Source organism: Rhizobium sp. KDH_Rht_773_N (assembly GCF_052946295.1).
The window spans coordinates 2196100-2209357 of record NZ_CM129525.1; the positions used below are offsets into that span (position 1 = coordinate 2196100).

Consider the following 13258-nt stretch of genomic DNA (forward strand, 5'->3'; position numbering starts at 1 on the left):
ACATGGCGGAGATCGCGAAGCCAGTCCGGACGGATAGGGAATGGCTGCTTCGCGAAGATTATCATGTCGGCGAGGCCTGGATTTCGCGCTGCATCGATCTCGGCGAATATCTGATCGCCCGCGAGCTGGGCGAGATTGTCGGCTTCCTGCGCTTCTCCCGCTTCTGGGGCAGAATTCCCTATATGGAAATGATCCGCGTGCTGGAGGGGCATCGCCGGTCCGGCGTCGGCACGGCGCTGTTTCTCGCCTGGGAGAAGGACATGCGCGACAGTGGCGCGCGACTGCTGATGACCTCGAGCGAGTGCGATGAAAGCCGTCCGCAGGATTGGCATCGCCGCAACGGCTTTTTTGAAACCGGATCGATCGGGCTGCCCGGCATCCAGGCGGTGCCGGAAGTCTTCTTCCTCAAGAGGCTCGATTAGACCGGCGGGATCTTGCCGAGCGGAATGAAGCCGCTCACCGTGGCGTTGCCGTGATCGACGATGAGATCGACCGAAACCTTGTCGCCGCCGCCGGCAAGCGCCTTCAACAGCTTGGTCGCAGTATCGACCGTCGAGGCAATGTCGGGGAAGGCCTCCTTGATGCTTTTGCCCCACGGGCCGAGCTGTTCGATCTCCAGCTTGAACTTGCCGGACAGGAAGCCGTTTTCGTCGAAGGCGAAGGGGCCGGAGACGGTCATCACCTTGCCATCGCCGATATCGGCCACGATGCGGCGAAGCTCGCCCTGAGAACCGTGAAGGCCCTGCTCGTCCGTGCCGTCGATCATTCCGGCCTTGCCGATCAGCGTCAGGTCGGCGCTCGCGGAGAATTTCGGGAAGACCTGCGGCCAGTCCTTGATAACAGCGTTGGAATTTTCGACCGAGATCGCGCCGTCAAGGTCCGCCCCGTTCTGCCGCAGGTGGATTTCGGTGCGGGCGGCATTAAAATTGATGGTCTGGCCGGTAAAGGAGGAGATGGCGACGGCCTTCAGCCCGTCGATGACGGTCGATGTGCGGTCGATGCCCTGCGCCTTGGTGACGAGGCTCGATTGCAGATTGTCCCATTGGGCATTGATGGTCAGGCCCTGCGCGGTGCGGATTTCGGCCGGGGAGTCGAGTTCCCAGACGATATGGCCGGGAGCGTAGACCTGGGCGGCAGATCGCAGCGCGCCGAAGGTGGCGGAGATGCCGTTCACATTGTCGTCCACGTCCACCTTGGAGCAGAAAAGGCCGATCCGGAAAGGAAAGCCGCGGAATTCGATATCGGCGCACTCGCCGCTCACGCCGGTGTCGGCGCGGGGAGCAATTGCGGTCAGCACCGTCTGTTTCAGCGCGGAGGCTGCATAGAACCAGCCGCCCGTGTAGAGAGCGATCACCAGAAGGATGGCGCCGCCCAGCAACCAGAATTTCCTGCCGCTGCTATATTGGCCGCTGCCGGATTGGCTTGACGCTGCCATGATGTTCTCCAATGGTGAGAGCGAAATCTGATTTTGATCTGGCGTGCGATATGGACGAATTTTGGGTATTTGGCTACGGCTCGTTGATGTGGAATTCGGGCTTCGAATTCGTCGAGCGATCGCAAGCCCTGGTTTATGGCTACCGGCGTTCGCTCTGCGTGCGCTCCTTCGTCCATCGTGGCAGCCGCGAAAATCCCGGGCTCGTCCTCGGTCTCGACAGGGGCGGCGCCTGCCGTGGCATGGCCTTTCGGGTCGCCGCGGAGAAATGGGACGAGGTGATCGACTATCTGCGCGCCCGCGAACTCGTCACCAATGTCTATCTGGAACGACACCTGCCGCTGCAGCTGCAGGACGGCCGCAGCGCGCGGGCCATCGCCTATGTGGTCGATCGCGCCCATGAGCAATATGCCGGCGCGCTCGATGCCACTGCTGCGGCGCGCATCGTCAACGTCTCTGTCGGCCAGTCAGGCCCGAACGACGCCTATGTCTTCAACACGCTCGCGCATCTCAAGGAGATGGGCATTCGCGACCAGTGGCTCGAGCAGGTGGTTGAGGAAATCACGCGGCTGCGGGCTGCGGCATAGATCCCGTCCCAGAGGGTCCACGTCTTCGGTTTCACGCAATTACGCCGTGGCGGCCTTTGCCTTGCGCAACTCGGCCAGCCGCTCCACGGCCGTCGGCGGCAGCGGCACATGCGGGTTGCGTTCGACTGTTTCGATCAGAAGCTGATCGCTGGCGCTTTCGGTCACGTCGATCAGGTGGGCGAAGAAGGCGTCAGGGTCCATGCCGGGCATGATAGGCGGCAGGATCTGTACCTTGAAATGACCAGGATAGCGCATGGTGCTGCGGCGCGGCCAGAACAGACCGGGATGCATGACGATGGGCACGACCGGCAGCTTCAGGTCGCGATACATGCGGGCGATGCCATATTTGTAGACCGGCTCGGCACCCGGCGGGCGGCGCGTGCCCTCGGGATAGATGATGAGCTGGCGGCCGGTGGCAAGCTCTTCCCTGGTGCGCTTCAGCACCTCGACCATCACCTTGCCTCTTGCGCCGCGATCGACCGGGATCATGCGCTGCTTCTTGGCGTACCAGCCGAAGAGCGGGATCCACATCAGTTCGCGCTTGAGGATGTAGACGGGATCGTCGAGCTCGGGCAGCAGCGCATAAGTATCCCAGAAGGATTGATGCTTCGGCGAAATGATGAAGCTGCCCTCCGGCAGGTTCTCCAGGCCCTCGACTTCGAATGTGGTGCCGACAATCACCCGCATCAGCCAATGGTTCGAGCGCGCCCAATTCTTGGGAACGTTGTAGGCGAGCTTGCGCGGGATGATGAAGTAGATGGGGGAGAGCACGATCATCCGCAGGATGAGGTTGGCATAGAAGATCGTGTTGAACAGAACGGAACGCAGGGCGATCATGAAACTTTCCCGAGGCATGGTCACGCCGACCGGCCTACACGATATTGCCGGCCAGAAAAAGCGTCTGATTGCCGGGGCCTGAGCAAAAGCCTCAGTTCTGGCCCGCCAGACTGGCGGAACGCAGGCCGGTATGGCGCAGGCCCACGAGGTTGCGGGCGCCTGCCAGCAGCACCTTGGCATATTCGGCCAGCATGACGCGCAAGGCGTTCGGGTCGGTGAACCAGTCGCGCGTCTTCAGATCGGAATTGACGACAGGATAGGGGATGAACTCGATCTCCGGATCCACATAGGCAAGTTCGGCCAGGCTGCGCGGCATGTGGTAGTTGTTGGTGACGACGAGGATGCTCTTATAGCCTCTGGCATGAATCCAGTTGGAGGCTTCCTCGGCATTGCCGATCGTATCGAGCGCGTCGTAGCCGATGTCGACACAGCAGGAGAAAAGATCGGCCGATCCTTGTGTCGTCCTGCGAATCTGCGTCGGCGTGGTGGAGGGATGCGCGCCTGAGATCAACAGCCGCCTGCCGGCGCCCTTCTGCAGGAGTTCAACGGCCTGATCGATACGCTGGTAGCCGCCGGTCAGCACGATGATGGCGTCCGCCCGCGGCTCGGCGGGCGGTTTCAGGGTCGTCACCGAATCTGCGAAGCGCAAAAAACCGCCGAAAATCAGTGCTGCGATCAATATGCAGGAAAAGCCCATCCAGCGCAGAATGCGACGGATCGGGCCACGCCGCGGCGAGACACTCTCGGGGCGTTCAAGCTCCGGGTCCGGGCGAATCGGATTGCGTGTCGTATGGCCCATCGTCATGAGTCGTGATTATACGCTGATTGCGGCGCGGAACAGACGCTTTCATGGCAAAACGGCATGGCTGTGATTAATTCACGATGCCGTCGGCCCGCGTCGGATCGGAACGCAACGTGTCGATCTCATAGATCGTACGCATGACCGTCAGCCGCGCCGTCAGCGTCGTCAGCAGGGCGATCACGATCATCGTCGCGAAGATGCCGAGATAGCCCAAGGCGCCGACCGAAAAAGTGCCGAAGAGGGCCGTTGCCTGATCGGTCTCGGGCGTGGCGATTGTCCTGGCCTGCAAGAAACCGGCGCCGGCGAAGAAGAGGGCAGCCAAAGCGCTGCCGATCGCCGAACCCTTGAGGCTGATCTTCAGGAAATGTTTCTGGAATTCGGTGGCGACGAAAGAACTTTCAGCGCCAACGAAATGCAGGACTTCCACGATGTGGCGGTTGCCCGACAGCACGCCGCGCGTGGCAAAGACCACCGTCAGCACCATGGCGGTGAAAACGAGAAGCAGGATGCCGGTGCCGATCATCACCGTCGTGCGGGCCATGGCAACCAGCCGGTCGACCCAGGTACGGTGATCGTCAAGGAAGGCTTGCGGAATGCTTTCCTTCAGAAGGTCGCGCATTGCCGCAAAGTCGGGCGGGTGGCTCTCGTCGATGGTGACGATGACGAGGCGCGGCACGGGAAGTTCCTTGATGTCGAGCCCGCTGCCGAGCCATGGCTCGAGAAGACGGGCGGTGGCGGCTTCGTCGACGATCTGGCCGCTCTTCGTGCCGACGAAGGTCAGCGCTATGTCGCGGGCCTGAACGAGCGCCTTTTCCATGTCGAGGTTGTCGTCCGGCTTGATCTGGATGGTGACTTCCCGGGAGATCTGGCTCTCCCAGCTTGCCGCCGTCGAGCGGACCATGCTGACGCCGCCGAGCGTCAGGCAGGCGAGGAAGGCCATGATGGCGATGACCACCATCAGCGCATTGCCCTGAATGTTCGAGGGCGGCAGGATCGGCGCCGTCGGGCGCACGCGCATTTCCGGCCGCTTGGGCTGCTGGGCGGGGGCAGCGGCGGGCGCCTTTGCGCGGGTCCTGGTGGGCGTCTTAGTCATAAATATCGAGATGCCCTTCCGAGAGGATCATGCGGCGGGCTTCCACCTGGTCCATCAGCGAGAGATCGTGTGTGGCGATCACCACTGCTGTGCCAAGGCGGTTGAGTTCCATGAAGAGGTTCAGCAGGCGCTTGGCCATCGGCGGGTCGACATTGCCGGTCGGCTCGTCGGCAAGCAGCACCTCCGGCCGGTCCATCAACGCGCGGGCGATTGCGGCGCGCTGCTTCTCGCCGCCGGAAAGCACCGGCGGCAGAACGTTGATGCGTTCGCCGAGCCCGACCCATTTCAGAAGTTCCAGCACGTCTGTCTTGTATGTGCTTTCATCCTTGCCGCGCACGCGAAGCGGCAGGGCCACATTCTCATAGGTGGTCAGATGGTCGAGAAGACGGAAATCCTGAAAGACGATGCCGACGCGGCGGCGCAGCAGCGGCAGTTCCGGCCGCGGGATCTCGGATATGTCGCGCCCGAACATGCGGATCAGGCCGCGGGTCGGCTGCAGCGACATGAAGAGAAGGCGCAGCAGCGTCGTCTTGCCGGCGCCGGACGGACCGGTCAGAAACTGGAAGGACTTTTTCGGGATGTCGAAAGTCAGGTCCCGGAGGATTTCCGGCCCCATGCCATATCGCAAACCGACATTTTCGAAGTGGATCAACGGGCAGCTCAGTCTTTCGTGGTTTCACCGCATGACTTGTTAACCAACACCGTTAACAGCGGGTAAATTTTGCCGGAAAAACGCCCGTTTGATGGCGATCTTTGCGAAGCATTAACCATTGAAATTTACGACTGGGCTGGATTCGTTTCAATGCCAAGATTGTCTTGGGCAGCGAAACCATGTGGACATCCGAGAGGTCGCCACCATGGAAGCATCCTCCTTCAGACGACAGGCCGCCGGACGGGCCTATGATTTTCTGCCGCCGGAGCGGGCTATCCGCCAACCCCGCCGCATGCCGCGCAGGGACGATGTTGCAGATGCCGAGTTCGTTGTCGTCGGCAAGCTGCGGCCACAGGGCGCATCTGCCGGTACCCGCGATCATAACGACAACCGCCGTCGTGGCGTCCCGCCGGCGACCCGGCCTCCGATCCTGCTTGCCATGGCGGCAGCGGTCGTTCGTGGCGCGGAGGCCTGGTTGCAGCAGGCTTCACTGCGGAGCTTTGCGGCGCTGGTTCTTTCGCTTTTCGTACTGGTCTTCGGGCTTGCCGGCGGATTTTCGGGATTTTCGGAGGGCGGAGCCTCACCGGCCGCTGCGCTGCACTTCTCGCATGTGACGATTACGCCGCGCGACGCCAACGGCATGCGCATCCTGCTGATCAACGGCATCATCGAGAATGACAGCGGCGTCACGCAATCTGTGCGGCCCATTCGCGCCGATCTCATTGCCGACGAGCGGCTGACTGCGAGCATCGTCATCGCGCCGCCGACGGATGCCATTTATGCCGGCCAGAGCCGTGGCTTTTCGGCGCGCCTGCAGCATGCCGGCGGCAAGGTGCCGGAGGTCCGGCTTTCCTTCATGCCTTGAGCGTCAGGAGACGTTTTTAGGTGGGCGGCCGGAAAAACCGGTCCTTCCGGGGTGTTTCGCCGGGATTAATGTGCTAACGGCTACCCTTCATTTTTACGGAGCAAGCCCTTATGCCTGTCGTGCGCGGAAAAAACATCGAGCCGCTCTTTACTGCCGAGCAGATCGCCGAGCGCAACCATTCCATGGCGCAGCAGATCGCGGCCGGCCCGACGAAGGACCTGCTGGTCATTGCCGTGCTCAAGGGCTCCTTCATCTTTGCGGCCGACCTGTTGCGCGCCCTGCACGATACGGGCCTTGCGCCCGAGGTGGAGTTCATCACGCTCTCGAGCTATGGTACGGGCACGGTTTCGCAGGGCGTGCGCATCGTCAAGGATATCGACAGCGACGTGAAGGACCGCGATGTCCTGCTGATCGACGACATCCTCGAATCCGGCCGTACGCTGCGGTTTGCCAAGGAACTGCTCTACGAGCGCGGCGCGCGCAATGTGACGATCGCCGTGCTGCTCGACAAGCGCGTCAAGCGCAAGGAGGAACTGGAAGCGGATTATGTCGGCTTCGAATGTCCCGATTATTTCGTCGTCGGCTACGGCATGGATGTCGCCTATGCCTTCCGCGAACTGCCCTTCGTCGGCGTGGTTACCGGCGACGCCTGAGGCGTGCTGCTTCAAGACGGCTTGTTAACCATTCCGTCGATCGGCCCGACATGTTTACCGATCGCTAGGGAAGCGCATGCGATCTCCGTCGCGGGGCATGACGACGGAGCAATGCACAGATGGCAAAAATTCTGATCACGGAAGACGAGGATTCCCTTCGTACTTTCGTAGCCCGGGCACTACGCCTTGACGGTCATGAGACCGATGAAGCCGCCGATGGGGCGGAAGGGCTGGAAAAGCTGAAAGGCGGCAGCTACGACCTGCTGCTTTCCGATATCCGCATGCCGGTCATGGACGGCATCGAACTGGCGCATCAGGCGAAAGACGCCTTTCCGGCGCTGAAAATCCTGCTGATGACAGGTTATGCCGAACAGCGCGAACGGGCCGACGACCTCGCTGAAAAGATCATCGATGTCGTGCCGAAACCGTTTGCCCTGCCGGATATCCGCAAGGCCGTGGCGAGAGCGCTGGTCGCCTGACATTGTGGCGCGGCGTGCCTCAAGGCACGCCAACTGCCCACTTTCCCTCGATATCACTGAATATCCAGTAGCCGTTCGAGATACTGACGCTCGATCGCCTGGGTCGGATTGTTGCCGAGCTTTTCACGGATCGCGTCCAGGATCTCCCGGGCGCGCTGAACATCGATCTCGTCGGGTATTTTCACATCGTTGTTCATGTCAGCCCCGTCGGTCTGACGCAGGCGGCCGAGCGGATCGCGACCGTTCTGGTTGCCCTGGCCAAGCTGGCCGTTCGGGCCTTGCTGTCCCTGCTGGCCCTGTTGGGCCTGCATCATCTGGTTCATCATGTCACGTGCGCCCTGGCGCAGGGCCTCGAGAGCCCGTCCCTGGCCTTCAACGGCGCTGCTGCCGTTGCCCTGGCCGAGGTCACGGCCGGCGCCTTCCATTTCGCGCTGTGCCTGACCGAAGCTTTCGCCCGGCTTCATGCCCATGTCGCCAAGGCTTTTCTGCAGTTCCTGCAACTGCTTGCCGAGCGCATCCTGCTGGCCACGAAGCTGTTTCAGCGCTTCGCGCAGTTGCTCGGCCGTCATCTGGTCGCCGGGCTGCTGGCCTTGCTCCTGCTGGCCCTGCTGTTGTTGCTGGCCATCCTCGCCCGGCATCATGTCGTCCATGCCGGGGTCGCCGCGCTGCATGCGGTCGCGAAGCTGCTGGTCGAGGCGGAACGTCTCGTCCATCAGTTTCTGCTGGTCGCGCAGGATCTGGCCGAGCTTGTTCATCTGCTGGGTGAGCTGGCTGTTTTCCTGCTGCTGCTGGCCGCGTTGCGGGCGAGCTGTCTGCAGGTTGTTCATCAGCCTCTGGAGTTCGGAGAGCATCTGCTGGGCGGCATCGCGATTGCCCGACCGGGCCAGGTTTTCAATCTGGTCCATCATGCGCTGCAGATCCTGCTGGCGCAGGAAATTCTGAGCGTTCTGGTTCGGCTGCATCGGCATGTTCTGCAGGCGCTCCGCAAGCTCGTTCATATAGTCCTGCATCGCCTTGCGCAGCTCGTCCATCAGCTTCTTGATTTCGGCATCCGAAGCATTGCGGTTCAGCGCGTCGGCGAGGTTCTGCTGAGCGTCGCGCAGCCGCCGTTCGGCAAGCGAAAGATCGCCCTCCTCAATGCCGAGGGCGATTTCCCAGAGATATTGGGCCGTATCCTTGAGCTGTTCATCGGCCTTGGCGAGCTTCATGCGCGCGAGCGCGGATTCGATCAGCAGGTAGTGGGTGGTGTTGGGGATCGTCTCCTCGGGCCGGATCGTCACGGCTTCGTTGAGTGCGATGGCCTCGGGCATCCTGCGGGTATCGAGAGCAAAGGTCTGGCGCTCCTCGGCGACAGCTGCCGCCAGCGGCTCGCTGAAGGGGCGTGACGGCATGACCATCTCATAAGGCGGGCTGCGGCCCGTCTGTCCCGCGGCATCCTTGGCGACGAGGGTGATGCGCACACGCTTGCCGGCCAGCGGATGTTCGGTCAGGTTCTTGCTCGTCAGGCCCTTGCCGTCACGCGCGTTGCGGCGCGGAATGTCCAGCCGGAAATCCGGCAGAGGATAGAGCGGCGTTGCGGCGGGATCGGATTCGACCGGCACGATCTCGGCATGGGCTTCCTGCACGCCGTAATCGTCCTTCACCGTGAAGCCGATTTCCAGAGCGCCGTTGACGGCGCGGCGGGGCATGCCGTCGAAGGCAATTTCCGGCGCCTTGTCAGGCAGCACCTCAAAATTCCAGGTGCGGCCGTTTGCCTGCAGTGCGCCATTCTCCTCGAGCTTCATGATGTGCGTCTGCGCCGTCGGCTGCGGTGCGGCCGGCGTGCCCGAAGCCTGTTCGGTATTGGTACCCGTCGCCTGCTGCGGCCGGGTGTCGTCCTGCACCGCGATTTCCTGGCTCTGGCCACTGTCCTTCCTGAACAGCACGTTCTCGGTCGACTGGCCGCCGCTGACACGCACCGTCAGACTGGAAAACTGCGGAACGCCGATCGGCGCCTGTTCGCTGCCGTCGGCTGTCAGATAGATCGGCGCGCGGCCGGTATAGGCCGGTGGCGTCACCCATGCATCGACGCGTACGGACGGATTGCTCGTAACCTGTGCGGGCGCGGGCTGAAACGCATCGGCGAGCGTGCCGCCGTTGATCGACAGCGAATAGGCGAAAGCCGTGACGACAAGCAGCGCCGGAACGGCACGCAGGGCGAAGCGGTCGTGCCGGGCGATATCGGGGCGCGGCAGGCCGGCATCCAATGTCGCGATCTTCTGTGCCATGCGCATCTGGTGTTCGCGCCACAGGGCGCGGGAGAATGGCGTGTCGAAGGCGGGCTCATCTTCCTGTACCATGACCGGCTGATGCGCCAGGCCGTTGCGTTCTTCCAGCATACGGTCGGCATCGGCCACCTGTGGCCAGCGAAGATTGCGGAACGGCAGCAGGCAAACAAGAAAGCCGGCGGCAAAGGCGACCAGGAGGATGACGCGCAGCCAGTCAGGCACGATGCGGAAGAAGCCGAACCAGGAAACCGACAGATAAATCGCGATGACGGAAAGAGCAGGCACCAGCAGCGGAAGAAGCCGCTCGGCAAACAGCACGATCCGGGCCAGGAAACGTTTTGCCGCCACCAGCCGCGCCAGAGAGGGTTGAAGCGCGAATGCGCCTTTCTTCTGCCTTGCGGGGCTTGTCATCAATCCGGTCTCCGCGATCTGGCGTTCAGGGAACAGAGGGCGCTTCCGGCGATTGCTGGGCAATACGCTCACGAAAGAAAAGGATAACACTCTTTGTGGCGAAGGCGAGGGCGAGCACCGGTCAATACCGGTTTTTCGTGTGTGGTCGCCAAAAAGTGATTGCGACTTTTAGTCCAGCCAGGCCGGGAGGGAATCGAGACCGATCAGCTCGGAATAGGTGCGGCGGGGCCGGATCACATGGAATTCGTCGCCCTTGACCAGGACTTCGGGCACCAGCAGGCGGCTATTGTAGGTGCCGGCCTGGACCGCGCCATAGGCGCCTGCGGTGCCGACTGCCAGAAGATCGCCCGGTTTCGGGGTCGCCATTTCGCGGTCGAGCGCGAGATAGTCGCCCGTTTCGCAGACGGGGCCGACGACATCGGCACGGATGCGCGGCGCGCTGGCGGCCGAAATCACGACCGGGCGGATCTCATGATAGGCTTCATACAGCGTCGGGCGGATGAGGTCGTTCATCGCGCCGTCGACGATCACAAAGGTCTTTTCGCCACCATCCTTCACGTAGATGACCTCGGTCACGAGAATGCCGGCATTGCCGACGATCAGGCGGCCCGGCTCGGTAACGATCGTGCAGTTGAGGGCGCGAAGCTGATTCTTGACGACCGCGGCATAGGCGTCCGGCAGGGGTGGCGGGTCGTTGTCGTCTCTGTAGGGGATGCCGAGGCCGCCGCCGATATCGACATGGTGGATGGAGTGGCCGTCGGCACGCAGCGTGTTGACGAGATCGTGCAACAGCTTGAAGGCTTCGTCGAAGGGCTGCAGCTCGGTGATCTGGCTGCCGATATGCATGTCGATGCCGGTCACTTCGATGCCGGGCAGGCTGGCGGCGCGGGCATAGATGGCGCGGGCGCGCTCCCAGGAGATGCCGAACTTGTTTTCCTTCTTGCCCGTCGAAATTTTCGCGTGGGTGCGGGCATCGACATCGGGATTGATGCGGAAGGAAACGGGCGCCTTTTTGCCGGCGCGCACGGCGCGCTGGTTGAGGACTTCGAGTTCCGGTTCGGATTCGACGTTGAAGCAGTAGATGCCGGCTTCCAGCGCATAGTCCATCTCGTGCGGCGTCTTGCCGACGCCGGAAAACATGATGCGGTTGGCGGGAACGCCCGCGGCAAGCGCGCGGCGCAGCTCGCCTTCGGAAACCACGTCGATGCCGGCGCCGAGCCGGCCGAGCGTCTTCAGCACGGCCTGGTTCGAATTCGCCTTCATTGCGTAGCAGACCATGGAATCGACATCGCCGAAGGCTTCGGCGAAGACCCGGTAGTGGCGTTCGAGCGTGGCTGTCGAATAGACGTAGAAGGGCGTGCCCACGGCCTTGGCAATCTCGGGAACGGGAACGTTCTCGGCGTAGAGAATGCCGTCACGATACTCAAAGTGGTTCACGGACGTCGCGCCTTAGAGAAGGGGATCGAGAACGAAAGGCTTGTCGACGGTACCCGGCTGTTTCGTCGGCTTGGAAATGTCGCCGCCCTTCGTGGCGTTGGCGCTCGGCGGGTCGAGATCACCCTTGCGGCCGCATCCGGCAACGGCAAGGCCGATGACGGCAAAAACCACCGTAAGGCGGATGAAATGCGGCAAGCTCATCTGCATGGATATCCTCATATCGGGCACTGGGCGGGCACTGACTGGCACTTTCATAGCGAAGTTTATCAGCCTTGTGCACCCCGATTGTTGAAGCCTGGTCCCCGGCGCATTTGCTGTCCGCCGGGGAAATTCGTCAGTTGCGGGCGCGCCAATAGGCGATTTGCTTCCTGACTTCGGAAGGCGCCGTTCCGCCGAAGCTCTTGCGGCTTGCAACCGAAGCCTCGACCGTCAGGACGTCATAGACCTTCTCGGTGATGGCCGGGTTGATCGCCTGAAGATCGGCAAGCGGAAGTTCGGCGAGATCGCAGCCCCTGCTTTCGGCAAGGGCCACGGCGCGGCCCGTCACATGGTGCGCGTCGCGGAAGGGAAGCCCTGCCTCGCGTACCAGCCAGTCGGCGAGATCGGTCGCGGTCGAATAGCCGGAGCCGGCCGCCGCCTTCATTTTCGTCGTGTTGACCGTCATGTCGCGGACCATGCCGGTCATGGCGGCAATTGCCAGTTCCAGGCTTTCGGCGGCGTCGAAGACCTGTTCCTTGTCTTCCTGCATGTCCTTGGAATAGGCGAGCGGCAGGCCCTTCATGATCGTCAAAAGGGCGATCAGCGAGCCGTTGATACGGCCGGTCTTGGCGCGCACCAGTTCGGCCGCGTCCGGGTTTTTCTTCTGCGGCATGATGGAGGAACCGGTCGAGAAGGCGTCGGAAAGGCGCACGAAGCCGAATTGCGGCGTCGACCAGATGACGATCTCTTCTGCCAGGCGCGACAGGTGCACGGCGCAGATCGCGGCAATTGCCAGGAATTCGATCGCGAAGTCGCGATCCGAGACCGTGTCGATCGAATTGCGGGTCGGCTCGCGGAAGCCGAGCGCCTTGGCCGTCATGTGGCGGTCGATCGGATAGCCGGTGCCGGCGAGTGCGGCCGCACCGATCGGGCTTTCGTCCAGATGTTCGATCGCATGGCGCACGCGCGAGCGGTCGCGGCCGAACATTTCCACATAGGCCATGCAATGATGGCCGAAAGTGACCGGCTGGGCGGTCTGCAGATGGGTGAAACCGGGCATGACGCTGTCTGCATGTTCCTCGGCGCGATCGAGGAAAGCCGCGATCAGGTCCGTCAGCATGGCCTCGGTCTTCTGCAGTTCTTCCTTGACCCAGAGGCGGAAGTCGAGCGCCACCTGATCGTTGCGCGAGCGGGCGGTGTGGAGACGACCGGCGGCCGGGCCGATCAGGGTCGCCAGCCGGGCTTCGACATTCATATGGATGTCTTCGAGCTGGCGGGAAAATTCGAAATTGCCGCTTTCGATTTCTGACAGGATCGTGTTTAGCCCGTGAACGATCTTGTCCTTATCGTCTGCTGAAATGATGCCCTGATGGGCGAGCATCGTGGCATGCGCGATCGAGCCGCGGATATCCTGGGCAAACAGCTTCTTGTCGAAACCGATCGAGGCATTTATCTCCTCCATGATCGCATCGGGGCCGGAGGCGAAACGTCCGCCCCACATCTGGTTGGAGGATTTGGTGTCCGTCTTGTCCTCGGCCATGGAAG

Annotated in this window: 14 protein-coding genes; 5 read left to right on the top strand and 9 right to left on the bottom strand. The window is 62.2% G+C overall.

The window, feature by feature from the left end:
• The first annotated feature begins 2 nt into the window (after positions 1 to 2).
• Complete coding sequence (locus ACU8HS_RS10985; protein WP_447015866.1) at positions 3 to 422, top strand: GNAT family N-acetyltransferase; 420 nt, start codon at positions 3 to 5, stop codon at positions 420 to 422.
• Here ACU8HS_RS10985 and ACU8HS_RS10990 read toward each other — a convergent pair.
• Positions 419 to 1435: a DUF2125 domain-containing protein gene (locus ACU8HS_RS10990; RefSeq protein ID WP_112571763.1), complete on the bottom strand. Its 1017-nt coding sequence runs from the start codon at positions 1433 to 1435 to the stop codon at positions 419 to 421. The genes ACU8HS_RS10985 and ACU8HS_RS10990 overlap by 4 nt on opposite strands.
• 50 nt (positions 1436 to 1485) lie before the next feature.
• Between ACU8HS_RS10990 and ACU8HS_RS10995 the strand changes: the two genes are divergently transcribed.
• On the top strand, positions 1486 to 2019 hold the full coding sequence (locus ACU8HS_RS10995) for a gamma-glutamylcyclotransferase (RefSeq protein ID WP_112756601.1): 534 nt from the start codon (positions 1486 to 1488) through the stop codon (positions 2017 to 2019).
• 39 nt (positions 2020 to 2058) lie between these two features.
• Here ACU8HS_RS10995 and ACU8HS_RS11000 read toward each other — a convergent pair whose 3' ends face one another.
• The 4 genes from ACU8HS_RS11000 to ftsE all read right to left on the bottom strand — a co-directional run bounded on the left by ACU8HS_RS11000 (position 2059) and on the right by ftsE (position 5403).
• The gene (locus ACU8HS_RS11000; protein WP_112571759.1) at positions 2059 to 2856 is read right to left on the bottom strand and encodes a lysophospholipid acyltransferase family protein; all 798 of its coding nucleotides are present in this window, start codon (positions 2854 to 2856) and stop codon (positions 2059 to 2061) included.
• Positions 2857 to 2947: 91 nt separating this feature from the next.
• Complete coding sequence (locus ACU8HS_RS11005) at positions 2948 to 3661, bottom strand: YdcF family protein (RefSeq protein WP_447015867.1); 714 nt, start codon at positions 3659 to 3661, stop codon at positions 2948 to 2950.
• Between the two features lie 67 nt (positions 3662 to 3728).
• Positions 3729 to 4676 carry a cell division protein FtsX gene (locus tag ACU8HS_RS11010; RefSeq protein ID WP_377313121.1) on the bottom strand — a complete coding sequence of 316 codons (948 nt, stop codon included), beginning with the start codon at positions 4674 to 4676 and terminating at the stop codon, positions 3729 to 3731.
• 67 nt (positions 4677 to 4743) lie between these two features.
• Positions 4744 to 5403, bottom strand: coding sequence for a cell division ATP-binding protein FtsE (gene ftsE, locus ACU8HS_RS11015; RefSeq protein WP_007825071.1), 660 nt, complete (start codon positions 5401 to 5403; stop codon positions 4744 to 4746).
• Between the two features lie 205 nt (positions 5404 to 5608).
• On the opposite strand from ftsE, the gene ACU8HS_RS11020 reads away from it, so the two are divergent.
• The 3 genes from ACU8HS_RS11020 to ACU8HS_RS11030 all read left to right on the top strand — a co-directional run bounded on the left by ACU8HS_RS11020 (position 5609) and on the right by ACU8HS_RS11030 (position 7400).
• Positions 5609 to 6268 (top strand): hypothetical protein, encoded by a 660-nt coding sequence (locus ACU8HS_RS11020; RefSeq protein ID WP_112756603.1) that lies wholly within the window; start codon positions 5609 to 5611, stop codon positions 6266 to 6268.
• A gap of 110 nt (positions 6269 to 6378) precedes the next feature.
• Entirely contained in the window at positions 6379 to 6921 is a 543-nt protein-coding gene (gene hpt, locus ACU8HS_RS11025; protein ID WP_112705826.1) for a hypoxanthine phosphoribosyltransferase, read from the top strand.
• Positions 6922 to 7040: 119 nt separating this feature from the next.
• Entirely contained in the window at positions 7041 to 7400 is a 360-nt protein-coding gene (locus ACU8HS_RS11030; RefSeq protein WP_112545534.1) for a response regulator, read from the top strand.
• A gap of 53 nt (positions 7401 to 7453) precedes the next feature.
• On the opposite strand, the gene ACU8HS_RS11035 is transcribed toward ACU8HS_RS11030, so the two are convergent.
• The 4 genes from ACU8HS_RS11035 to argH all read right to left on the bottom strand — a co-directional run bounded on the left by ACU8HS_RS11035 (position 7454) and on the right by argH (position 13253).
• On the bottom strand, positions 7454 to 10078 hold the full coding sequence (locus ACU8HS_RS11035) for a TIGR02302 family protein (protein WP_447015868.1): 2625 nt from the start codon (positions 10076 to 10078) through the stop codon (positions 7454 to 7456).
• A gap of 168 nt (positions 10079 to 10246) precedes the next feature.
• Positions 10247 to 11515, bottom strand: a complete 1269-nt coding sequence (gene lysA / locus ACU8HS_RS11040; RefSeq protein WP_447015869.1) for a diaminopimelate decarboxylase — start codon at positions 11513 to 11515, stop codon at positions 10247 to 10249.
• Between the two features lie 12 nt (positions 11516 to 11527).
• Positions 11528 to 11722 (bottom strand): LPS translocon maturation chaperone LptM, encoded by a 195-nt coding sequence (gene lptM, locus ACU8HS_RS11045; protein WP_447015870.1) that lies wholly within the window; start codon positions 11720 to 11722, stop codon positions 11528 to 11530.
• Positions 11723 to 11849: 127 nt separating this feature from the next.
• Positions 11850 to 13253, bottom strand: a complete 1404-nt coding sequence (argH, locus tag ACU8HS_RS11050; RefSeq protein ID WP_112705828.1) for an argininosuccinate lyase — start codon at positions 13251 to 13253, stop codon at positions 11850 to 11852.
• Positions 13254 to 13258 lie beyond the last annotated feature (5 nt).

Excerpts from the sequence above, each read along its gene's own strand:
- ACU8HS_RS10985 (WP_447015866.1), top strand. The coding sequence starts at position 3 with ATGGCGGAGATCGCGAAGCCAGTCCGGACGGATAGGGAATGGCTGCTT.
- ACU8HS_RS10990 (WP_112571763.1), bottom strand. The coding sequence starts at position 1,435 with ATGGCAGCGTCAAGCCAATCCGGCAGCGGCCAATATAGCAGCGGCAGG.
- ACU8HS_RS10995 (WP_112756601.1), top strand. The coding sequence starts at position 1,486 with ATGGACGAATTTTGGGTATTTGGCTACGGCTCGTTGATGTGGAATTCG.
- ACU8HS_RS11000 (WP_112571759.1), bottom strand. The coding sequence starts at position 2,856 with ATGATCGCCCTGCGTTCCGTTCTGTTCAACACGATCTTCTATGCCAAC.
- ACU8HS_RS11005 (WP_447015867.1), bottom strand. The coding sequence starts at position 3,661 with ATGACGATGGGCCATACGACACGCAATCCGATTCGCCCGGACCCGGAG.
- ACU8HS_RS11010 (WP_377313121.1), bottom strand. The coding sequence starts at position 4,676 with ATGCGCGTGCGCCCGACGGCGCCGATCCTGCCGCCCTCGAACATTCAG.
- ACU8HS_RS11020 (WP_112756603.1), top strand. The coding sequence starts at position 5,609 with ATGGAAGCATCCTCCTTCAGACGACAGGCCGCCGGACGGGCCTATGAT.
- hpt (WP_112705826.1), top strand. The coding sequence starts at position 6,379 with ATGCCTGTCGTGCGCGGAAAAAACATCGAGCCGCTCTTTACTGCCGAG.
- ACU8HS_RS11030 (WP_112545534.1), top strand. The coding sequence starts at position 7,041 with ATGGCAAAAATTCTGATCACGGAAGACGAGGATTCCCTTCGTACTTTC.
- ACU8HS_RS11035 (WP_447015868.1), bottom strand. The coding sequence starts at position 10,078 with ATGACAAGCCCCGCAAGGCAGAAGAAAGGCGCATTCGCGCTTCAACCC.
- lptM (WP_447015870.1), bottom strand. The coding sequence starts at position 11,722 with ATGCAGATGAGCTTGCCGCATTTCATCCGCCTTACGGTGGTTTTTGCC.
- argH (WP_112705828.1), bottom strand. The coding sequence starts at position 13,253 with ATGGCCGAGGACAAGACGGACACCAAATCCTCCAACCAGATGTGGGGC.